This is a genomic window from Polyangium sp. y55x31 (genome assembly GCF_029946505.1).
Taxonomy (GTDB): domain Bacteria; phylum Myxococcota_A; class Polyangia; order Polyangiales; family Polyangiaceae; genus Polyangium.
The window spans coordinates 174,091-195,628 of sequence record NZ_JARZHG010000019.1 but is presented as its reverse complement, the minus strand read 5'-3'; the positions used below and the strand labels follow the sequence as shown (position 1 = coordinate 195,628).

The 21,538-nt window shown below is 66.6% G+C and carries 20 protein-coding genes; 13 read left to right on the top strand and 7 right to left on the bottom strand.

Annotated elements, in window-relative coordinates:
- Window positions 1–32: 32 nt before the first annotated feature.
- The 5 genes from QHF84_RS29400 to QHF84_RS29380 form a co-directional block, all read right to left on the bottom strand.
- A complete protein-coding gene (locus QHF84_RS29400) occupies window positions 33–287 on the bottom strand; it encodes a hypothetical protein (RefSeq protein ID WP_281316764.1) in 255 nt (84 codons plus the stop codon).
- Between the two features lie 68 nt (window positions 288–355).
- A complete protein-coding gene (locus QHF84_RS29395; RefSeq protein ID WP_281316763.1) occupies window positions 356–631 on the bottom strand; it encodes a hypothetical protein in 276 nt (91 codons plus the stop codon).
- Window positions 628–1,392, bottom strand: coding sequence for a DUF6065 family protein (locus QHF84_RS29390; protein ID WP_281316762.1), 765 nt, complete (start codon window positions 1,390–1,392; stop codon window positions 628–630). Before QHF84_RS29390 ends, QHF84_RS29395 begins: the two co-directional genes overlap by 4 nt.
- A 49-nt stretch (window positions 1,393–1,441) precedes the next feature.
- Complete coding sequence (locus tag QHF84_RS29385) at window positions 1,442–3,802, bottom strand: VCBS repeat-containing protein (RefSeq protein WP_281316761.1); 2,361 nt, start codon at window positions 3,800–3,802, stop codon at window positions 1,442–1,444.
- 48 nt (window positions 3,803–3,850) lie between these two features.
- Window positions 3,851–4,954 (bottom strand): hypothetical protein, encoded by a 1,104-nt coding sequence (locus QHF84_RS29380; RefSeq protein WP_281316760.1) that lies wholly within the window; start codon window positions 4,952–4,954, stop codon window positions 3,851–3,853.
- Between the two features lie 272 nt (window positions 4,955–5,226).
- Here QHF84_RS29380 and QHF84_RS29375 point away from each other — a divergent pair, with 272 nt between their 5' ends.
- The 5 genes from QHF84_RS29375 to QHF84_RS29355 all read left to right on the top strand — a co-directional run bounded on the left by QHF84_RS29375 (window position 5,227) and on the right by QHF84_RS29355 (window position 11,737).
- Window positions 5,227–7,410 carry a M4 family metallopeptidase gene (locus QHF84_RS29375; RefSeq protein ID WP_281316759.1) on the top strand — a complete coding sequence of 728 codons (2,184 nt, stop codon included), beginning with the start codon at window positions 5,227–5,229 and terminating at the stop codon, window positions 7,408–7,410.
- A gap of 42 nt (window positions 7,411–7,452) precedes the next feature.
- Entirely contained in the window at window positions 7,453–8,088 is a 636-nt protein-coding gene (locus tag QHF84_RS29370; protein WP_281316758.1) for a YkgJ family cysteine cluster protein, read from the top strand.
- A gap of 100 nt (window positions 8,089–8,188) precedes the next feature.
- Window positions 8,189–10,000 carry an IgGFc-binding protein gene (locus QHF84_RS29365; protein WP_281316757.1) on the top strand — a complete coding sequence of 604 codons (1,812 nt, stop codon included), beginning with the start codon at window positions 8,189–8,191 and terminating at the stop codon, window positions 9,998–10,000.
- Window positions 10,001–10,046: 46 nt separating this feature from the next.
- Complete coding sequence (locus tag QHF84_RS29360) at window positions 10,047–11,210, top strand: hypothetical protein (RefSeq protein ID WP_281316756.1); 1,164 nt, start codon at window positions 10,047–10,049, stop codon at window positions 11,208–11,210.
- Window positions 11,211–11,218: 8 nt separating this feature from the next.
- Window positions 11,219–11,737 (top strand): HIT domain-containing protein, encoded by a 519-nt coding sequence (locus QHF84_RS29355; RefSeq protein ID WP_281316755.1) that lies wholly within the window; start codon window positions 11,219–11,221, stop codon window positions 11,735–11,737.
- A gap of 33 nt (window positions 11,738–11,770) precedes the next feature.
- Here the strand turns inward: QHF84_RS29355 and metG are convergent, their stop codons facing one another.
- Entirely contained in the window at window positions 11,771–13,840 is a 2,070-nt protein-coding gene (gene metG / locus QHF84_RS29350) for a methionine--tRNA ligase (protein WP_281316754.1), read from the bottom strand.
- Between the two features lie 620 nt (window positions 13,841–14,460).
- Between metG and QHF84_RS29345 the strand changes: the two genes are divergently transcribed.
- From QHF84_RS29345 to QHF84_RS29325, 5 genes are all read left to right on the top strand, one after another.
- Entirely contained in the window at window positions 14,461–15,246 is a 786-nt protein-coding gene (locus tag QHF84_RS29345; protein WP_281316753.1) for a PQQ-binding-like beta-propeller repeat protein, read from the top strand.
- A gap of 159 nt (window positions 15,247–15,405) precedes the next feature.
- A complete protein-coding gene (locus QHF84_RS29340; RefSeq protein WP_281316752.1) occupies window positions 15,406–16,011 on the top strand; it encodes a hypothetical protein in 606 nt (201 codons plus the stop codon).
- Window positions 15,935–16,216, top strand: coding sequence for a PQQ-binding-like beta-propeller repeat protein (locus QHF84_RS50290; protein ID WP_348652888.1), 282 nt, complete (start codon window positions 15,935–15,937; stop codon window positions 16,214–16,216). Before QHF84_RS29340 ends, QHF84_RS50290 begins: the two co-directional genes overlap by 77 nt.
- A 6-nt stretch (window positions 16,217–16,222) precedes the next feature.
- Window positions 16,223–16,636, top strand: coding sequence for a PQQ-binding-like beta-propeller repeat protein (locus tag QHF84_RS29330; RefSeq protein WP_281316750.1), 414 nt, complete (start codon window positions 16,223–16,225; stop codon window positions 16,634–16,636).
- 584 nt (window positions 16,637–17,220) lie between these two features.
- Window positions 17,221–17,832 carry a response regulator gene (locus QHF84_RS29325; protein WP_348652887.1) on the top strand — a complete coding sequence of 204 codons (612 nt, stop codon included), beginning with the start codon at window positions 17,221–17,223 and terminating at the stop codon, window positions 17,830–17,832.
- Window positions 17,833–17,838: 6 nt separating this feature from the next.
- Here QHF84_RS29325 and QHF84_RS29320 read toward each other — a convergent pair whose 3' ends face one another.
- Window positions 17,839–18,219: a response regulator gene (locus QHF84_RS29320; protein WP_281316748.1), complete on the bottom strand. Its 381-nt coding sequence runs from the start codon at window positions 18,217–18,219 to the stop codon at window positions 17,839–17,841.
- A gap of 194 nt (window positions 18,220–18,413) precedes the next feature.
- On the opposite strand from QHF84_RS29320, the gene QHF84_RS29315 reads away from it, so the two are divergent.
- The 3 genes from QHF84_RS29315 (at window position 18,414) to QHF84_RS29305 (ending at window position 21,516) form a co-directional block, all read left to right on the top strand.
- Window positions 18,414–19,970, top strand: a complete 1,557-nt coding sequence (locus QHF84_RS29315) for an ATP-binding protein (RefSeq protein ID WP_281316747.1) — start codon at window positions 18,414–18,416, stop codon at window positions 19,968–19,970.
- 378 nt (window positions 19,971–20,348) lie between these two features.
- On the top strand, window positions 20,349–20,669 hold the full coding sequence (locus tag QHF84_RS29310; protein WP_281316746.1) for an antibiotic biosynthesis monooxygenase: 321 nt from the start codon (window positions 20,349–20,351) through the stop codon (window positions 20,667–20,669).
- A gap of 112 nt (window positions 20,670–20,781) precedes the next feature.
- Window positions 20,782–21,516, top strand: a complete 735-nt coding sequence (locus QHF84_RS29305) for an SDR family oxidoreductase (protein ID WP_281316745.1) — start codon at window positions 20,782–20,784, stop codon at window positions 21,514–21,516.
- Window positions 21,517–21,538 lie beyond the last annotated feature (22 nt).

Here is a 21,538-nt window from a genome sequence, read left to right as displayed (position 1 = left end):
GGGAGGGGGACGTCACGGGGCCTCTCCTGGGCTCAGCGCTTGGGCCTTCGCCAGCGCCACAACGGTTTTGCGAGCCCAGGAACGCCGCTACAACCGCTGACGACGATGCTCTTCCACGCGCCCGACCTCCGCGCGCGGACGAGCGTGCTGATCCCGTCACGACAACTCTCGTGGCTCTCGACCGATCCTTGCCAGAGCTTCTCCAGGCTCGACATCAGCGCGTCGGCCTCTTCTTTCGGCAGGGGCAGCACCACCTCGGCGTCTCCGTCCGGGGAGCGTCGAGGCATTGCTGCATGATCGGCATTGCAATGCGTGTCCCGGAACCCCGCCGCATTGGCGCCCCCACCCCGGCCCGCTACTTCGTCCCGATCTTCTTCTTCAGCGCCGCAAGCTCCGCATCGATCTCCGCCGCCGCCTTCTTCCGATCCTTCTCGACCTGCTTCGCCGCCGCCAAACGCGCCTTCTCCTCTGCCGCGGCGCGCTTTTGCGCTTCCTTCGCCGCTGCCTCGCGCTCCTTGGCCGTCGGCTCCCGCGTTGCCTCCTCGACCTTCTCCACCGCCTCGTCGAACAGCGCCTTGCCTGCGCTGAACCCGAAGCCATGCACGATCGCGTCGGCCAGCCGCTTGATCACGGCTTCTTCCCCTTCTTCCATTGCTTCAGCGCGAGCTTGCGCTGGTGGTCCTTCGCCACCGTCCCGTCCGGCGCGCGGCCGTGCACGTAGTCTTTTTGCCAGGCCGCCTGGTTCGCGCTCGAGCCCTCGATCGGCAGCTCCTTGATGAATTGCGACCGGCTGTTACGCCATTCGAGGTACGCCTTCGCGACCTCCGGATCGTCGTAGAGACCGCGCAGCTCCGGCTCGAACGATTCGAGCTCGCCGCGCCGCATCGGCACGATCATCGCGATCGGCTCGCCCTTCCTCCACGTCACCGGGTGCTGCGGCCGCGTGAGCTGCCAGTTCATCGTGAACGTCGCCGTGGTCCAGTCCGTCTCGACGATCCCGTCGAGCGGATAGGCGCCGTCCTTCGGCATGTTCGCCGGTCCCCGGACGAGCAGGTTGTACCCGGGCGGCGTGCGGAACAGGAACGGAATCGAGAACGTGAGGATCCCGTGCCCGAAATGGCTCATCGCCAGGTACGGCTCCGGGCCCTCGATGTTCTCGATGCACACGCTCTTCAACGAGTCCGTCCCGTCCCAGATGGCCCGCACCGTGTGCGGCGAAAGGACGAGCCAGCCGGCCTGGTTCGCGATGAGCAGCGGCAGGCACCGGTTCGCGAACGCGTCGCGCGTCTCGTTCATCCATTCGCGCTGGATGGGCCCGGGGACGAGCTCCGGAGGCTGTCCCGTGCTGGTGTGGTAGGCGAGGAAGGGGAGCTTTTCGGACTTCGCGGACATCGGCCGGGACGATCCTAGCAAAGCTCCCCGGCCCGGTGGGGACGAAAATTCAGTTCGCGTTCCGGAGGACCACGAGCGAGTTCGTGGTATTCGACGTGACGAGCAGGTCGGGCCGCCCGTCCCCCGTCACGTCCGACGCCGAGACGGACGTCGGTCGCGTAATCTCGCCGATCGTCGGCCCGGCGGTGAAGAAATCACCGTCCCAGAGGAGCACGTTCACCCGTCCGCCCGCGAGGACGACGAGGTCCTCGTCTCCGTCCCCGTCGAGATCCTCGATCACGGGATTCTGCGCGAGCCCGAGGCCCAGCTTGAAGGTCGTCCCGATGAACGTGCCATCGCCGACGCCGAGCATGAGGACGATTCCGTCTCCTTGCCGGTGGGTCGCCACGAAGTCCGCGTGCCCGTCGCCGTTCACGTCGCCCGCCGCCATGTCGGCGATGATGTCGTCGACGAGCAGGTATTCCAGGGCATTCGCGAACGTCCCGTCTCCGTTGCCGGGCTGGACGAAGACCACGAATTCGCCTGCGCCAGCAAAGTCGAGCTTCCCATCTTCGTTGAAATCGGCGATCGCCACGGCGTCCGTATAAAGGTATTCCGCGTCCGAGAACGTACCATCGCCGTTGTTCAGGAGCGAAATGCCTCCGTTGTTCGTGTCGGCCACCACGAGGATGTCGAGATCCCCGTCGCCGTCCGTGTCGCCGATGTCCGTGCTGCCGGCGCCGAAGAATCCGGGATAGGAGGGAATCGACGGGCCGAACGAAACGCCGCCCGTATTCGGGAAGGCCTGTACCATGTAGCCCTCGTCATTCCCGCCCGGCAGCACGGCGACGAGGTCCAGGCTCGGATTCTCGTCTGCCGGGAACGCGAAGAGCCCGAGCGGCGCCTCGAGGACGTCGTTCGAACCCGCCGATTCGAACCCGCCGCCGACCTTTCCTCGTAGTATCGTATTCACCGCCGCGACATGGCTGAACACGATGTCTTTTTGCCCGTCGCCGTCGAAATCGGCGGCCACCGATCGACGGGCGCCGACGCCGTACGGCACGCCGAGCGGCGCGAGGAAGCTGCCCATTCCGTCGCCCGGGAGGACCGAGATCCCGGGGCCGTCGTTGCCGGCGACGATGTCCGTATCCCCGTCTCCGTCGACGTCGCCCGCGGCGAGCGCCTTCGGGTTTCGCCCCGCTTCGAGCTCGATCGGATCGGAGAGCGCGCCGGCCGTGTTTTTCAGGACGTACGCCGTGCCGAAGCGATGGGCGAGGAGCACGTCGAGCTGGCCGTCGCCGTCGACGTCCTTGATCTCCTCGATCTCGGCGTCCATCCCGTTCGCGTATTTCACCATCGGCGCGAACGTGCCATTGCCGTTGTTCACGAGGACGCCATAACCGTTCGTGAACGCTTGCCGCGGGCCGACGACGACGTCGAGCTTTCCGTCGCCGGTGAGGTCCGCGAGCGCGATCGATTCGGATCGCTGCGCCGGGAGCGTCGTGCCGAGCCCGAACGCGCCGCCGCCCGTGCCCTTCCAGAGCAAGGCCACGTTCGCGCTCGCCGTGCTGCTCGCCACGACGTCGACGAATCCATCACCGTCGACGTCCCCCGCGGCGAGGCCGAACATGTTGTGCGTGCTGCCGGCCGGCGTCATGTACGACGCCACGAGCGTGAGCGTGCCGTCTCCGGCGTTCGTGAGCACGTCGAAGCCGTTCGCCCCGCGGGAAACCAGGATATCGACGTCGCCGTCCGCGTCGACGTCGATCGCGGCGAACGCGCCCGGCGAGAAGCCGGCCGTCTCGTATCGCTTCGGCGCCATGAGCGAGCCGTCCCCCTGGTTCAGGGCGACGAACACGCCGTTCGGGGTCCCGGAGAAGCTGTTCGTCGCAATGACGTCGGGCTTGCCGTCGCCGTTCATGTCGGCGACCGCGACGTACGTGCTTATCGATTCGAACAGGGCGCGGCCGATCTCCTGGAACGTCCCGTCCCCTTTGCCTCGCAAAACGCCGATGAAACCGCCGCTCGTGTTCGTCACGACGAGATCGAGCTTGCCGTCGCCGTCCATGTCGGCCGTACGAACGGCGGTATTGCCCGCGCCCACGGACGCGGGATACGAGCCGTCGACGACGAAGTGCAGGCCCATCGAGCCCCCGCCGCCCGCGCCGCCCATTCCACCGGCGCCGCCTTGACCGCCGGCACCGCCCATTCCTCCGGCGCCGCCCATTCCTCCAGCGCCGCCCATTCCTCCATCGCCGCCTTGACCGCCGACGCCGCCCGTCCCGCCGACGCCGCCCATTCCGCCGACGCCGCCCATTCCGCCGGTCCCGGCGGATCCGCCCGTCCCCGACGGGGTCCCCGTGCCCTCATCGCTACACGCCGAGAGCAGGAGCCCGACGGCGACCCAAATCGCAAGCTTGCTACGCTTCATCCCCAAGTCCTCCGATCCTCCGCTGGAAAGGCCATCCCCGTCCGTTCGTCAGGGCGCACCAAACACCACCGTTTTTTGCTCCGTGACGGCCGCTCCATCGGCGTCGGAGACCTCGGCTTTCAGGTTCACCTGCTGGTTCACGAGCGCCTCCATGTCGAGCTGCGAATCGATCCGGAAGAGGATCCCCTTCGCCTCGCAAAACCCCTGCGCCGGTCTGTCGGGGAACACGCGCACCGATTGCGACGGCCCGATGACCTCGCCCGAGCCGACCAGCGTCGCCGTGAGCTTCACGACCGCGGTCTGCTTCAATCCGCGCGTGCGGAGCGACACGAAGATATGGTGCCCCCCTTGATCGCCGGCCCAGACCTGGAGCGTGTCCTGATCCGCGAGCGGGCTCCAGATCTTGTCCCCCTGCCCGAGCGTCATCGTCGGCGCGCCCGGCTCCTTCGGCTTGCACCAGCTATATTTTGCCCAATCGGGCGTGTAGTCTTCGAGCACCTCGGGCGCGAGATAAGGATCCAGGCAGCGACCCCAGTTGCACGTGAGCCCCGGGCCACACCCCCCGTTGCAATCATTGCTGCTCAGCGTGACGCGGAGCAGGTGCGTCTTGCCCGCGCGGGCGCGGGTGCTGGCGAGGCGCTGCCTCACGTCCGTTCCTTTGCCGTCGACGTCGCTCTCCAGCGAGACCTCCACGAGCGCGTCGTCCGCGAGCCCCTCGATCGGGATCTCCCGGGGCAGCACGATCGGCTCCGGCACGCCCGTGCCCCACAGCTCGTCATGAACGACCGCGCCGTCCGCCTTCGCCACCACGTGGACCGACGCCGCCTGCCAAAAAAACTCGTCCGGCGCATTGATCAAGCCGACGACCACGCGCGCCTCGCTCCCGCCGCCGCCCATTCCACCGGCGCCCCCGGCACCTCCCATTCCGCCGACGCCACCCGCGCCGCCCGCGCCGCCCATTCCGCCCGCGCCGCCCATGCCTCCGGTGCCGCCCATTCCGCCGGCGCCCCCGGCACCTCCCATTCCGCCGGCCCCGCCGGTCCCCCCCGTGCCCCCGGCGCCTCCCGCGCCGGGGGATGGATTCGGTTCTCCCCCGCACGCCGCGAGAGAAGTGAGAAGCAACAACAGACAGGTGATGGATCGCTCGTTCACGTTACGCTCCGGATGTCCGATCGAAAATCTTACAACGACCCGCGACAACGTGGAAAGCACTCGTTGTTCATGTCGCCACGCGTCATCGCCGTCGTGCATCCTACGTTCGCCGACCGCTGAAAGTTTCTTGGTTCACTGGAAGCGAGACTCCCTTGGCGCGGAATCGATCGCCGCTTGGCGCTTGACAGGGAGAGGGTTTGGAATTCCCATCGCATCGCTTCTCCATACTTTCGGCTTACGGAAAACCTCCACCTGTTTGCGGAAGAAGGGTCATGTCGAAGAAGCAACCGAACTCCATGCTTGGCGCTCGTCGTTTCGGTAAAACCCTGGGGGGTCTCTCGCTCGTTCTGGCCGCCGGTTGCGCGGTCTCCGAGATGCCGGAGGAGAGCCTTCCCGCCGAAGGAATGGAGGAGGCCGCCGCGCAGGGATCGAGGCCCGTATTCACGCCGGCCGGCAACGCCGATCAACGAACGCTGGCCGAGGCGATCAGCCGCGCGCACATCGCGGTGAACCTCGAGACGCTCGGCCTCGACGGCGAGGACGACATCGAGGTGAAGCGCGTGCGCATCGACGAGCTCTCGCTCGCCCACACGCGAATGCAGCAAAAATTCAATGGTTTGCCCGTCTTCGAGGGCGAGGCGATCGTGCACCTCGATCGCAATGGCAATCTGAGCGACGTCACGGATGGATTCGTGAAGCGCATTCGCCGCGATCTCTCGGTTTCGCCCACGCTCACCGAAAAGCAGGCGATCCGCGCGGCGCTCGATCGATACGTCTGCGAATCGTGCCTGAGCGCGGCGCCCGAGGTCGATCTGCTCGTGATGCGCCATGGAGGAGAGGATCACCTCGCCTATCGTGTGCAGCTCCGCCGCATCGACAACACGCGCGACACCGCGATGCCCGTGATCTTCATCGACGCGCACAGCGGCAAGGAGATCCACCGCTACGACAACCTCCAGACCGCGCAGGGCACGTCCCTCTACAGCGGCACGGTGACCATCGGCACGAGCAGCTCGGGCGGCAAGTATTACCCCGAGGATCTCACCCGCAAGGTCGGCACGTTCAGCTACGCGAATGGCACGAGCACCGTGTATCGCGTCTCGGACACGGACGACATCTGGAACAGCAGCGATCAGAGGATCGTGGTCGACGCCCATTTCGGCGCGTCGATGGTCTACGACTATTACAAGACCGTCCACGGCCGCAATGGCATCGACGGCGCGGGCGGCCCCGTGGCGTATGCGGCGGCGAACGGCGGCGCGGGGCTCATCAGCTCCATCGTCCGGTACAGCACGTCCTACAACAACGCGTTCTGGGACGGCAGCAAGATGACGTACGGCGACGGCGACGGCTCGACGTTCTCACCGCTCGTCTCGCTCGACATCGCCGCGCACGAAATGACGCACGGCGTGACGCAATACGAGGCGAACCTCACGTACCAGAACGAATCCGGCGCGCTGAACGAGTCGTGGTCGGACGTCTTCGGCGCGCTCGTCGAGCGGTACGTCTATGGCGAGAGCACCGACACGTGGAAGATCGGCGAGGACTGCTACACGCCGGGCACCACGGGCGACGCGCTCCGCTACATGGATAACCCGCACAACGCGACCAACAACGGGTTCACGTCGAACGACGACCCCGACCATTACAGCGAGCGGTACACGGGCACCGAGGACAACGGCGGCGTCCACATCAACTCGGGCATCCCGAACCACGCGTTCTACCTGCTCGCGAAGGGCGGCACGCACCACCTGAGCGGCGTCAACGTCACGGGCATCGGCGCCGACGACGCCGGCAAGATCTGGTACAAGGCCCTCGCCGATTACATGACCTCGAGCACGAACTTCGCGGGCGCCCGCCAGGCCACCTTGAGCGCGGCGAGCGCGCTGTTCGGCGCGTCGAGCGCGCAATACACCTCGACGCAGACCGCCTGGTGCGCCGTCGGCGTCGGCGAATGCCCCGCATCGAGCGGCGGCGGCAGCGGCGGCAGCGGGACGAATCTGCTCGCAAACGGCACGTTCGAGAGCAGCGTGAGCCCCTGGGTGCTGAGCGGCACGGGCGCGCTCTACACGAACAACGGCAATTACCCGCATTCGGGCACCGGGTACCCGTATTTCGGCAATGCCGTCAGCGTCTCGGGCTCGATGTACCAGCAGATCACGATCCCCACGGGCGCCTCGCCGACGCTCACGTTCTACCTCAACGTGACCTCGGCCGAGACCACGACGACGACGCAATACGACCAGCTCTTCGTCGAGCTGCGGAACACCTCCGGCACGTTGCTGAAGACGCTCGCGACCTACAGCAACCTGAACAAGGCGGCGGCCGGCGCCTACGTGCAGAAGAGCCTCTCGCTCGCGGGCTACGGCGGCCAGACCGTCCGCGTCCAGTTCCGCACGACGAACGATAGCCTGGACATCACCACGTTCCGGGTCGATACCGCCGAAGTCAAATGATGGGCAGTTGACTCGCATGGCCCGAGGCGTAATCCTCGGGCCGTGCGTGCCCTCCGCGTCCTCCAGCAAAGAGACGAGGCCATCCGCGCGCGTGTCGCGCGGGAGGTCGAAGACTGCCTCGCCGAGGACAACCTCGAATCGCTGGCCCTCGCGGCCCACGCGGCGATGGAGCGGGAGACCACGCGCGCCCGAGGCGCGGACTCGAGCGCCCCAGCCTGCTCGGCCGGTTGTTCGTATTGCTGCCACGTGCACGCGCACGCGACCCTGCCCGAGATCCTCGCCGTCGCCGCGTGGCTCCGCCGCTCACTCGCGCCCGAGGCGCTTTTCGCCCTGAGAGAGCGGCTCGCGCGGCACGTGGCGCGCGTCGAGCCGCTCTCCGACGAGGAGCGCTGGGCCGCGCGGATCCCCTGCGCGCTGCTCGACGAACGCGGATACTGCTCGGTGCACGAGGCGCGACCGCTCCGCTGCCGTGCCTTTCATTCCTGCTCGGCCGACGATTGTCGCGACGCGTTCGAAGGCCGCACCGACGCGCTGCCCCCCCGCGCGGCGCTCCTCGCGCGCGCCGCCGACGCCGTCGAGGCGGGCTACGATCACGCGCTCCTCGCCGCGGGGATTGACGCTTCGGGTCATCGGCTGGAGCTCGGGCTCCTCCGCGTGCTCGAAGGTACGGCGCCGTAATTCCGCGGGCGCCCGAGATCCGGCGATCGCAAACGCGCAGAACCGTGGCATTCTCCGGCGCATGCGCACTCTGCTAGCTCTCTTTCTCCTCCCATGTTTCATGCTCCCCTTCGCTTGCTCGGCCGGCGGCGATCACACCTCCACGAGCGCCGGCGGCGCCGCCGGGGCCGGCGGCGGCGGCGGGGCCTGCGGCCAATGCTTCGGGGCCGTCTACACGCCCTGCAATTCCGACGGTACCCCCGGCGCGTCGGTCACGTGTCCGAGCGGCGTGTGCGCGCCAAACGTGGGCTGCGTCGAATGCCAGCCCGGCGCCCTCTCCTGCGTCGGCAACGAGGTGCGCCGCTGCTCCGAGGACGGCAAGGACGCGAGCGAGGTCGTCGAGGTCTGCGACGCGACCGCGGGGTTCGGCTGCTCCAATGGGAAATGCACCGGCGCTTGCGACGTCGCCGCCGATCAGCCCTCCAACGTGGGCTGCGAGTTCTGGGCCGTCGATCTCGATCAACAGGACGGCTTGAACGATCCGGCGAGCGCGCCCTGGGGCGTCGTCCTCTCGAATACCGGCGAGGCCGTGGCGAAGATCGTGATCGAGCAGAACGACGCGCCGCTCGGAATGCCCGCGATACCGAAGCTCGTGCTCGCGGTCGACGTGCAGCCCGGCGCGCTCTTCACGGCGAAGCTGCCCACGCGCGAGCTCGATTGCGGCGTCAAGCCGAACGATTACCTCTCCCCCGGCACGTGTTTGTCGTCGAATGCGTTCCGCATCACCTCGTCCACGCCGATCGTCGTGTATCAGTTCAACGTCTTCGAGAATGCCTACTCGAACGACGCGTCGCTCCTCCTGCCCACGCCCGGCCTCGGCAAGATCTACCGCATCATCAACTGGCCCGCCGGGCACCCGGTCCCGCTCGATTTTCCGGGCATCGGCAAGATCATCGATCGCTCGTACGTGACCGTCGTCGGCACGAAGCCGAACACCGTCGTCACGGTCAAGCCGAGCTGGCGCATCAAGGGCAACCCGCCCATTGCCGCGACGCTGCCCGGCGGCGAGATCAAGGTCACGCTCAATCCCTTCGACGTCTTGAACCTCGAGACCGACGACGCCACGTTCCAGGACGACCCCAAGACGGTGGCCGATCTCTCGTCCACGATCGTCACGGCCACGCTGCCGGTCGCCGTCTTCTCGGGCGTCGAGACCACGAGCGCGCCCGGCGGCGTCGTCGAGATCCCCACGTACGGGGGCTGGACGAGCGACAGCACCTGCTGCCTCGATCACCTCGAAGAGCAGATGTTCCCGGTCGAATCGGTCGGCTCGCGGTACGTGATCACGCGCAGCCCGGTGCGATCCACGTCAGGCTACCGCGAGCCCGACATCATTCGATTCCTCGGCGTCGCCGAGGACGCGACGGTCACGACGAACCTGCCCCCGCCCTTCGACTCGTTCGTGCTCAAAGCAGGCGAGGTCAAGACCACGTGGGCGCAGGACAATTTCGTCGTCGGCGCGACGAAGCCGGTCATGGTGGGGCAGCTCCAGGTCTCGAACGGATACGTCGACGGCCCCGCGATCGGCGATCCTTCGCTCACCGTCTTCCCGCCGATCGAGCAGTTCCGCACGGAATACGTCATTCCGACGCCGCCCTCGTGGACGCAGAACTGGGTGGTCATCGCGGCCGAGGTCGGCTCGGAGATCATGCTCGACGGTGCCACGACGAACCTCTGCCAGATCGAGCCCGCAGGCATGGTCGAGGGCAAGACGTACCATTCCCGCAAATGCCCGCTGCAAACTGGCGTGCACAAGCTCTCCGGCGACAAACCTTTCGGGATCATCGCGTACGGCTACGGGAGCGCGGGATCGTACGCATTCGCGGGCGGCGCGGACGTGAAGCGCGTGTACGAGCCGCCTCCGCTCAAGTGAGAGGAATCCCTGCGCGACCGCGAGGAAGCTGGTAGCCTCGCCCTCCATGGGACGAGACGACGATCGCGCGGGCCATCGACGACGGGCCAAGTCCACGCTGGAAAAAGGCGCGTTGCTCTCGCTCGCGCTCTCCGAGCTCGCCTGCGGCCCCGCGCCCGCCCCCGCGCCCTCCTCGTCCGCCCCCACCCACGCCGCCCCCACCCACGCCGCCGCGCCCGCGCCGTCCGCATCCGCGCCGGTATGGACCAGCCCGAACCAGGGCGAAGAGGAGATCGTCCAGAAATTCGTGCCCTACACGGTCACGGATGGCTCGATGGCGCGCCGGGTGCTCTACACGTGGACCACGCGCGAGCAGATCGCGGCGCTCGAAAAAGACCACGTGCTCCTCACGCGCACCGAATCCCCCGAGCACGGCGCGTCGTATTTCGATCAAAAGCTCCACGCCCGCGCCCTCGCCAAGGAGCCGCTCGCGCAAATGCTCCGCACGACGCCGTTCGCCCGCGCGCGTTACGCCTGGACCACGCCCTGGGCGACGGTGTTTGGCCCCGGCGGCGAGTCCTACGGCGATCGGCTCCTTCGCGTCACGCTGAAGCCCGAGGCGTGGATCGCCGTGCTCATGACCTCGAAGAAGGACCTCGAAGTGCGTGATCTCGCGGGCAAACCGGTGTCGATCGGAGACGCGCTCGCCCACCCGGAGCGCATCGCGGCGGTGTATTTCGTGCACGACACGCCCGTGACGGGGTATGAAGCGTCGATGGCCGGACCGGAGGAGCGTGTCGGCTATCGCGAGTACGTGCTCTGCAACGAGTCGATGATCGAATCCTGGTCGATCCGGACGCCCGAGATCCAAAAGGAGCTCCTCGACGGCGCGGCGGCGCTCCGCGCGCTCGCCCGATACCTTTTCCTGCACCCGCCGGAGCGGAGATTCACGGGCGTCCGGTGGAACGTGCAGGTGGTGAAAGAGACCTTTCCCCTCGCCGAGCCGGTGCCGACGGTCCTCGGCATGTACGAAGCGTCGCTCGCCTTTCCTTCCGTTGTATACGAGCCGGAGGGAAATCGCCTGAACATCGTGGCCGCCCGGGTCGAGGAAAACGAGGAGCAACAAAAAGGCCCGCCGCTCACGCACACGCCCACGGCGAAGTTCCCGCCCCCGTCCGAGAGGAAGCCGTCGCCGCCGCCGCGGATCGTGCCGTGGTACAAGAGGCATTGACGAGGGACATGCCCCGGATCGGAAAAACCGAGGCGCTCGCGCTCGTCGAGGCGGAGCGGGCGCGTTTGCCTGCATTGTACGAGGGGTGCGTGATGTGCGCGCTCGCCCGGGGTTTTCCCGCGGAAACGGTAGAGCTCGCCGAGAGCCCACACGCCGTGGCCGTGCTCGATCGATTCGCGGCGCGGCGGGGGCACGTGCTCGTGGTGCTGCGGCGTCACGCCGAGTCGATCGCGGCCTTGTCGTGGGACGAATATGCCGACGTGCAAAAGCTCGCCTGGGAGGCGACACGCGCGCTCGAACGAGCCCTGTCGCCGCGCCGGACGTTCGTGGCTGCGCTCGGCGCGGCGACGGCGCGGGTGAATTCGTTCCCGCACCACCACGTGCACGTGATTCCGATCGATGCGTCGGACACGCAGGACAGGCCCGCGCAGGTGCTCACCTGGGAGCTCGGCGTCCACGTGTACGAGGAGGGGGAGGCAAAAGCGCTCGGGGAGGCGCTCCGGGCGAGCTGGCCGGCGAGGGAATGAGGGGCGGTCTTTCACGACCGCCCCCCTCGCCTCTCAATGCACCCGCATCCCGGGTTTCGCCCCGCTGTCGGCCGACAGGACGAATACGTTCTCGCCATCACCCGCGGCGAGCACCATGCCTTCGCTCATCCCGAACTTCATCTGCCGCGGCGCGAGGTTCGCGCACACGATCACCAGCCGGCCGAGGAGATCCTTCGGATCGTAATACGCCTTGATCCCCGCGAACACCTGCCGCGTCGTATCGCCGCCGAGCGAGACCGTGAGCTTGAGGAGCTTCTTCGCCCCCGGCACGCCCTCGGCTGCGATGATCCGCGCGACGCGCATGTCGACCTTCGTGAAATCGTCGATCGAACACTGCGGCGCGAGCGGCTCCTTGGCGAGCGCGTCGCCGGGATCCTCCCACTTCGTCGGGGCCGCTTCTCCCGCGCCCGCCTCCGGGGCCGCGGCGGCCTTCGGCGCATCGCCCGGGTCCCCTGCGCGGCTCGCTTCGATCATCTTCTGCACGGCTTCGACCTCCATTCGCTTCATCAAATGCTGGTACGGCGCGACGGGCGTGCCCACGAGCGGCTTCTGCGCGAGCTCGTGCCGATCCATCGCGCAATTCAGGAGCACGCCCGACTCCGCCGCGAGCTTCGGCAAGACCGGCGCCAGGTAAAGCACGATCTGTCGGTACAGATTGAGCGCCACCGTGCACGCATTCTGCACCTCCTGCTCCTTGCCCGCCTGCTTGGCGAGCGCCCACGGCGCCACGCGATCCACGTATTCGTTCGCCCGATCCGCGAGCCCCACGATGATCCGGATCGCCCGCGCGAAATCGAACGCCGCGTACGCCTCGCCGATCTCCGCGCCCGCCTTCGCCGCCGCCTCGAAGAGACCGCCGTCGTCCGGGTAGCTCGCGGAGAGGCCCGTCTTCGCCACGAAGCGCGACGAGCGGCTCGCGAGGTTCACGATCTTGTTCACGAGCTCCGCGTTCACCTTCTGCACGAACTCGTCGACGTTGAGATCGAAATCCTCGACGCGCGCGCCGAGCTTGCTCGCGTAGTAATAACGAAGGTACGAGGGGTCGAGGTGGTCGAGGTACGTCCGCGCCATGACGAACGTGCCCTTCGTCTTCGACATCTTCTCGCCGTTCACGGTCAAGAAGCCGTGCACCTGCACCCGGGAAGGCAACGAATAGCCCGCGCTCTTCAGCATCGAGGGCCAGAACAGCGTGTGGAAATAGACGATGTCCTTGCCGATGACGTGCACGATCTCGGTCTTGTCCGAGCGCCACCAGTCGTCCATGCGCTCGCCGTGCTTGTCGCACCACTCGCGCGTCGTGCCGATGTATCCGATCGGCGCGTCGAACCAGACGTACCAGTAATGCCCCGGCGCATCCGGGATCTCGAAGCCGAAATAAGGCGCGGGGCGAGAGACGTCCCAGTCGCGCAAGGGCTCGGCGAGGAAATGGCCCGCGAGGTAGTTCGCGATCTCCTTCGGCATGCGGCCCTCGGACGACGTCCATTCGGTGAGGAAGGCGTGGTCGGGCTCGATCGAGACGAACAGGTGCTCGGCGCTCTTGAGCTCCGGCCGCGCGCCCGAGAGCGTGCTCTTCGGGTCCACGAGCTCGGTCGCGCTGTACGTCGAGCCGCACTTGTCGCAGTTGTCGCCGTACTGATCGGGCGCACCGCAGCGCGGGCAGGTGCCCTTGACGAAGCGGTCGGCGAGGAACGTGCCCGCCTGCGGATCGAAGAGCTGCGTCACGTCGCGCTTCGCGACCCGCCCGTTCTTCTGCAGCGAGGCCCAGATCTCGTGACAAACCTCGCGCGTCGCGGCCGAGTTCGTGCTGCCGTAGTGATCGAACTGGATCATGAAGTCGGCGAAGTCGCGCTGATGCGCGGCGCTCATGTCCGCGATCACCGCCTCCTCCGAGCGCCCCTCCTTGCGTGCGCGGATCATGATCGACGTGCCGTGCGTGTCGTCCGCGCAGATGTAGATGGCGCGGCGCCCGGTCATGCGCTGGTACCGCGCGAAGATGTCCGTCTGCGTGTACTCGAGCATGTGGCCGAGGTGAATGTGGCCGTTGGCGTAGGGAAGCGCGCTGGTTATCAGGAGAGGCTTCATGGCGGGCGCAATGTGCACCATCGCGGCGGCAAATGCCAAGCCCTGACCAGCAAACGTGCCGTTCGTCCGTCCGTCGCGACCGAACCTCGGAGATCGCGACGCGATCGAGGCGCGACGGCACCCGCCCCGCCGCGCACGCTCGACGTCGCCGCCCTTCCGCCACCTGCACGTGACCAGCCAACCTCGACCGGTCCGATCCTCGTCCCACGAGAAGCCACCTTTCGTGATCTCGTCGCGCGAGCCCAGCCGCGTTGACGAGGCCTCGCTGGCCCCTGCCGACCGAGGCGCCCGAGCGCTGCCGACCGGCGAAGCTCTCCGCAGGGGTCGGCGGGACGCTCGACGTGCGTGCTCAGATCCACCCCGACGGGAACGTGGAGGACGCATGCCTCTCCGTGGCGGGTCCCTCGATCCGCGGCACCTGCGAGTCGCGACGCTCGCGACGCGATGTACCGTTCCATCGGCGTCCTCCTTCGTCGGTGCTTTGCGTTCAACCGAAGGCTCGCTCGCGACGCGGGAGGCCGGCGAGCAGGGTGACGAGCACGAGGCGCACGTCGAGCGCCACGCCCCTCGATCGGAGCGCGGCGAGCGTCGCGAGTCGAAGCCTCACGCGAAATGGCCGAATGGCCGACCCACAACGAACGCTCGTTGCGTATGACCTGGAAACGAAGAGCGCTCTCTGGACCATGCCGCTCGGCCTGGTCGAGCTGGGAAGAGACACGCCGACGCTGATAGGTGACCTGGTCCTCGCAGCCGACCGCCACGATGGTGAGGACAAGACCGAGGTCAAGGCGATCGAGCTCGCGACGGGCAAGGTCCGCTGGTCGTATGCAACGGGTCGAACCACGCTGAGCATCGAGCCGGGCTCGGACGGGACGCGCGTCATCTTCGCCACGGAAAATGGCAGCGAAAAAAAGCCCCATCAACTCGTCGCGCTCCAGGCAACCTCGGGCACGGTGGCCTTGACGCTGGCGCTCGACGGTGCAGGCGGACCCGTCGCGGTGGCCCACAAGCGCGCGTTTGTCCGGACCAAGAAGGGCACCGTGTATGCCGTCAATGCTGCGGATGGTCGCGCGTCGTGGTCGGTCACGCTGCCCGCAGCAGCATTCGCGACGGATCATCTGGTGGCGTCGGACAAACGCGTTTACTTGATTCCCGAAGACGGCAAGGTCTACGCCCTCGACGCGACGGAGAAGAAGTACGAGCGGCCCCTGGAGCGGGCGCTGGGAGTCGGCGGATCCATCGCAGGGCGCGAAATTGGCAGGACGAGTCACGAACGAGGAAGGTGGTGGCCGGAGCGGCGGATTCGCTCATCTGGGCGAAATACGCCTCGTTCTTCGCCGTATTCGACGAGTCGGGCGACGTGCGCTGGTTGTACCGCAATGCGAACAACCGCACCCGGAAGCTGACGCACGCAGCACCCGTGATGGCCCGAGGGCTCCTCTTCGCGGGAGCGTACATCGAGGACGGCAAGTACGCGCTCGTGGGGTTCGACCCGAAGCCGGCGAACCCCTTCTGATTCCGATTCCCATTTGGTTCATGGAACCATTGAAGTTCACGGAGCACACATGTCACGAAACAGGTTCTTTCGCGCTGTCGTCGGATCGCTCTTCGCCGTGCTGGGAACGGGCTGCTTCGCATTCGTCGACTATCACGCCATTTACGAAGAAGGGAAGCGCGAGATGCGCATCCAGCGATGGCCGCAAGCGGACGAGCTCTTTGCGAGCATCCCGGACAGCGTAGACATTTACGACAATGCGCTCGCGCGGCGCGCCGAGGTTGCTTCGGCCCAGGTGAAACACGAGCTCGCCTTGCAGTTCTGGAGGCAAGCCGCCCAGATATCGCCGGACAAGTACGGGAAAACAAAGAACCGCGGATATCATCGAGATTACGCCAAGATGATCGAGGTGTCGACGTTCGAGCAGCCCGGGGACGTCCGGGCATTGTTCGTCACCGACGATTTGCTCATTTCGCACACGAAACCGAGCACGCTCACGGCGTACGATCGGAAGACCAAACGCCCGGCGTGGTCGTACCAGATTGAAAAGGCGACCGAGGCCGACTGGAGTCGGCGCGTGTTCGCGGGCGGCGCGCTCGTTGGCATGCACGAGGGGAGTACCGGCAAACCGGTCGCCTTGCTCGCCATCGACGCCCAGACCGGCCAGGAGCGCTGATGGTCGCGTCTTCGTATGGACGAGCGGCAAATCCGTCATGGGGTTCAAAGCCGATACAGGCGAGCCCATCTTCTCCCTGAACCTACCGGCCGCTTTCTATCACGACAAGCTCGTCGCCACGAGCACACATGTATTCCTCGTCGGGCAGGATGGTCAGGTATACGCGCTCGACGCGACCGACAAGAAATACGAGCCGCCGATGTAACGGGTCTTGTGGAAGGCGCCGGTAGAGAACAGTTGCACGGGAAAGGAGCCGGCGTCAGCGGTCGTCGATGGGAAGCTCGTGGTGCCCTGCTGGGAAGCCATCCACGCATTCGATCCCGAGACCGGCGAGGCGGTCTGGACCACGAAAATCAAATACAAACTGGGCGGCGCGGGCCAGGTGACGCCGACGATGGTCGGTGGGTTGATCACCGCCCGATACAAGAGCCTCCTCGTCGCCATCGAACCCTCCAAAGGAGAACTCCGATGGATCTACGATTCCAAGGGCGAATATAACGTGTCCCATGCGAATCCCGTCGAGGTGGACGGCAAGATCCTCGTGGGCGCACGGCACGGAGGTCAGAGCAGTGAAGAGGCTTCCGTCGTGCTCACGTTGACGCCGACCCCGTCCGTGCCGTATTGAACGATCGGGATGCGCCGCGTGGCGCCGAGGGAGCGGATTCTTGTCGCTGCAAAGCGCGACCACCTGCTCGAGAGCGCGCTTGCGTTGTTCGCGATCCGGCGTCTCCGACCCGAGCAAGATCCGCAAAAATCCAGGGGTCGCATGCCAGGTCCTTCCTATGGCCGAGGAAACCCGCTTCCTCCAGCTGCGCGCGCAAGAGCGGGCGCGTGTCAGACCGAAGCGGCGTGGACGACGGCCTGTGCGAGCGCACACGCGGCGCCGTCGGAAAGGTCCGTTCCCACCACGATCCAGTCGGTGCGTCGCATGCACGGAGCCTAGGTAGTTCGCGGATCTCGATCCGTGGAAGCTCCGGCGAACGGACGTCAAATGGACGCGAACCGCGCCAGTCCCTCGGAGGTCCGGCGATCGTCTCCGTTGGTTTGGACGATCGCGAATGGATCATGGACGACCGATAATGGACGATGTCGCGTCCTCGCGGTATGCTCTCGGGGCATGACGTTCGTATCGCTACGGGGAGCGCGCATCGGGGAAGCCGACCTTCACTGGGATCGCATGCGCAACCAGGGCGACCGCGGCGGTGCCACGTGAGTCGAGACGACGCGACGGTCTACGTCGTCGACGACGACGCGAGCGTCCGTGCGGGGCTCTCCACGTTGCTCCGTTCTCTCGGGTACCGCGTCACCCTCTTCGAAGACGCGGACCAGTTTCTCAGGGCCAAGTTGGAGGATCATGCATCCTGCCTGCTACTGGACCTGCAACTGCCCGGCATCGATGGGCTCGAGCTTCAGCGTCAGCTCCTAGCGCAGGATCGTCCGCTCCCCATCGTGTTCCTCACTGGACGGGGGGACATTCCGACCTCGGTGCGAGCCATCAAGGCGGGCGCCGACGATTTTCTGACCAAGCCGTTCGTCGCGGACGAGCTCGCGGCCGCGGTCGCGACCGCCATCGAGCGGGACAGGCAAGCACGCGCCAGTCGGCAAGAGCTCTTGGAGTTGCGTGGGCGGTACGAAGCGCTCACGCCACGTGAGCGCGAAGTGATGGCGCGTGTCGTCGACGGACTGCTCAACAAGCAGATCGCGGCGGAGTTCGGCACCGCGGAGTTCACGGTCAAGGAGCAGCGCGGTCACGTGATGCGCAAGATGAAGGCGGGGTCCCTGGCCGAGCTCGTGCGCATGTCCGCCCGGCTGGGGCGCTGAATGCCGCTAGGGCGTGGCGCGCGCGACCGCCTCGGCGATCGTGTCGAAGAGCACGGCCGCCACGGGCGGCTTCAGCAGGAAGGCGTGCGCCCCGGCGTCGAGGGCGCGGGTGCGCAGTTCTTCGTTCTGCCGCGCCGTGAGCACGACCGTCGGAATCGTGAGTGGCTTTCCGAGCTGCGCCAAGAGCGCGAGCCCGCCCATTCCGTCCATTTCCAAGTCGAGAATCAGGCAGTGAGCCTCGTCTCGCTCCGCACTCGCGAGGAAGGCTTCGGCGCTCCCGAACGTCGCGACGCGGAAGCCGGCGGACCTCAACAGGCTGCTGAGAGACTTCAGGATTCCGGGATCGTCGTCGACGACGGCAATCAGTTCACGGGCAGACGCGCGCACGTATTCCTCACGTTCGAGCGTGTCAACGCCGGCACGGGCTGTTCGTGCGAGGCCACCACCTGGTGCAGGTTAGGCGATCCGTCGCTGCCGCTCCACCCCACCAAGGTAGGGTTGAGGTGCGGCTCCGCAGAACTCGCGGGGCCGGAGCGGAGCCGTGCGCGGCCCGCGCAGTTCGGGAGTAAGGGATGGCGACCATGATTCTCGAGCGCATCGCGCTACGTAGTTCGTTCGCGGAGTTTCGGACGCCACCCGAAGCGGAAGTCGCTCGCCTGGCCGAGGAGCTGCTCGAGCGCGCTCTGGACCAAGCGAACGCGTTCGGCGGGGCCGTGTACCTCGCAGCGCCCGAGCCACCCGCGATGGCGAAGGAGCGCGTCGACGGAGAGCTCCCGCGTGAGCTCCTCGAGCTCGTGTGGAACGGGAGCGAGGCCCTGCGGCTCGCGACGGCAGGCGAGGTCGGTGAGCAGCTCCTGATTCCGCTGCGCCACCAACTCGGGCCGATCGGGGTGTTGCAGGTCGTCTTCGAGCACGGCCGTTCGGTGGGAAACGAAACGCTGGCCGCACTCTTACCGCTCGTCGAACGATTTGCTGCCGCTCACGAGAGAGCACGCCTCGGCGCCATGCTCGAGCGTGAGCGACGCGCACGGCTCGATACCGAGACCGTGTTGCGCGAGACCACGAGCATGCTCGTGAAGCATCAGCAGGTCGGGAGGATGGGAGACTTCCGGTACAACACGCGCACGCGGCAGTCGTTCGCTTCGCTCGAGTGCTACAAGCTCTTCGGTCTGGATCCGACGCTCGCGGTGGTCGATTTCGAGGTATGGGCCGAGAAGATCATCCCCGAAGACCGACAACGCACGGTGGACGAGCTCACCACGAGCGTCGCCAACCTGCTGCCCATGAACTTCGAGTATCGGATCGTTCTCGATGGGCAGATTCGCCGGCTCCAGTGCATGGGTGACGTGGACCGCGATCACCACGGCGACCTCTACTACTACGGCGTGCTCACCGACGTGACGGAGCGGCGGGAGACCGAGGCGGCCCTCCGCCGGCAGCAGTCCGAGCTCGAGAACGCGCTTCGTCTAGCGTCGCTCGGGGAGCTCGCGGGTTCCATCATTCACGAAATCAATCAGCCGCTCACCGCGATCGCGGCGAATGCCGAGGCCAGCCTGCGCTGGCTCGCCCACTCGCCTCCGGAGCTCGACGAGGCGAGGGAAGCCGCGGAAGGCGCGGTCCGGGACGTCCACCGTGTCGTGGCCGTGGTGAACGGTCTGAGGTCGCTCGTGAGGGGCAGCGACCTTCAACGGAGCCGAGTTCGAATCAACGACCTGCTCCGCGACGTGCTGGCCATGACGCGCGTGGAGCTCGACCGGGCGCGCATTCGAACGCAGGTGGAGCTGGAAGACGTCCCGGAGGTAGACGGTGACGTCACGCAGCTGCAGCAGGCCATCTTCAATCTCATCCGAAACGCCATCGACGTGCTCGAGCTCGTGGCGGGTCGCGAGCGACGACTCACGGTTCGCAGCGCGGTAGACGGTGACGGAGTGCGGGTTTCGATCGTGGACGTCGGAGATCCGATCTCCCCCGCGCAGCAAGCGAAGCTGTTCGAGCCGTTGTTCACGACGAAGGTGGATGGGCTCGGCTTCGGTCTGACGATCACACGCAAGATCGTGTTGGCCCACGGAGGCCGCATCTGGGCGGAGCCCATGCAGCCATTCGGCATGGCCGTGCATCTGGTCCTGCCTCGCCTCTGAGCCCCTCTCGCGCTGCGACGAGCACGACGAGACGCAGACCCTACCAAGAGAGGGTGGAAGAGGCGCGTCTCGGCCTATAGGTTAACAGCACGAATCAGCGTCGTTGCCGACGAGCGAGCCGCGTGTCGCGCGTTCGAATCGTCGTCGGCGTCGCATTCTGCCGTGAGCAGGGACCGCTCGCGATCATTCATCGGTAATCGCTTGCACGCGAGAGCCGTGGGTGCGCCCGCGCGCCCGCGACGGCAAATCTCGCTCGACACTCTGGACGATTGCGAATGAATGATGGACTGCGCGTCATGGTTCGTCTGGATCTCGGGCTTACGTAGGGATGGCGAGAACGCGGCCGGGGGCCCTCGCCCACCAATAAGGAGAATGAAGATGTCCCAACGCAGAATGAGCGCGAATCACGGCTTCCGGGCGACGATCAGAGCCCGCGACGGAAAGTCGGATGAGCTGATCCAGCTCCTCCTCAGCGGCACGCCGACGAGCAATCCGGACTGCGTTCTCTACCTCGTCTGCCGCTCCGTCGACGACCCGAGCGAGATCCACGTTATGGAGGGCTGGACGACGAGGGACGCCCACGCCGAGCACTTCGCGCGAGAGGAGACGAAGGCCCTGGTCGCCAAGATCGGCCCACTGCTCGTCGATGCCGCGCGATACCAGGACGTCGTGCCCGTCGGCGGGATCGTACGCGGATGACAGTTCTCGCGAACCGCTGCGAGCACCGCGACGGAGCAGCAGCGCGACGCACGACGCAACGCGACCCGCATGGGTCGTCCACTTCCAACCACGTCCGAAACGGAGAATGAGTATGAAGACTGTACTGATCACGGGTTGCTCGTCTGGGTACGGGCTCGAGACGGCGCGCTACTTTCACGAGCGCGGGTGGCGGGTCATCGCGACGATGCGAACCCCCCGCGAAGACCTCTTTCCGCGCTCGGAGCGTATGCGCGTCCTCGCGCTCGACGTGACGAGCGCAGCGAGCATCGCGAATGCGATCGACGCGAGCGGACCCCTCGACGCGCTCGTCAACAACGCCGGCATCGGCGTCGTCGGAGCGTTCGAGGCGACGCCCATGTCGCACGTCCGCAAGGTCTTCGAGACGAACACGTTCGGCGTGATGGCGATGACGCAAGCCGTCATCCCGCAGTTCCGCTCGCGCAAGTCGGGTGTGATCGTGAACGTGACCTCCAGCGTGACGCTCACCCCAATGCCGCTCGCGTCGGCCTACACCGCCAGCAAGATGGCGATCGAAGGTTTCACGGGGTCGTTGGCGCTGGAGCTTCAGGCATTCAACGTGCGCGCCAAGCTCGTTGAACCCGGATACGGCCCGTCCACGAATTTCGCTCAGAACACGGACATCCCGGTCGCGAACCTGATTCCCGCGGCCTACGCCGCGTTCGCCGAACCCATCTTCGCAGGCTTCGCGAATCCGCCCGCGGTGACCCATCCATCGGACGTGGCCGACGCGGTGTGGAGAGCCGCGAACGACGTTTCCAGTCAACTCCGCTTTCCGGCGGGCGCGGACGCTTTGGCGCTCGTCTAGCGATCGCAATTGAAAGAGACAA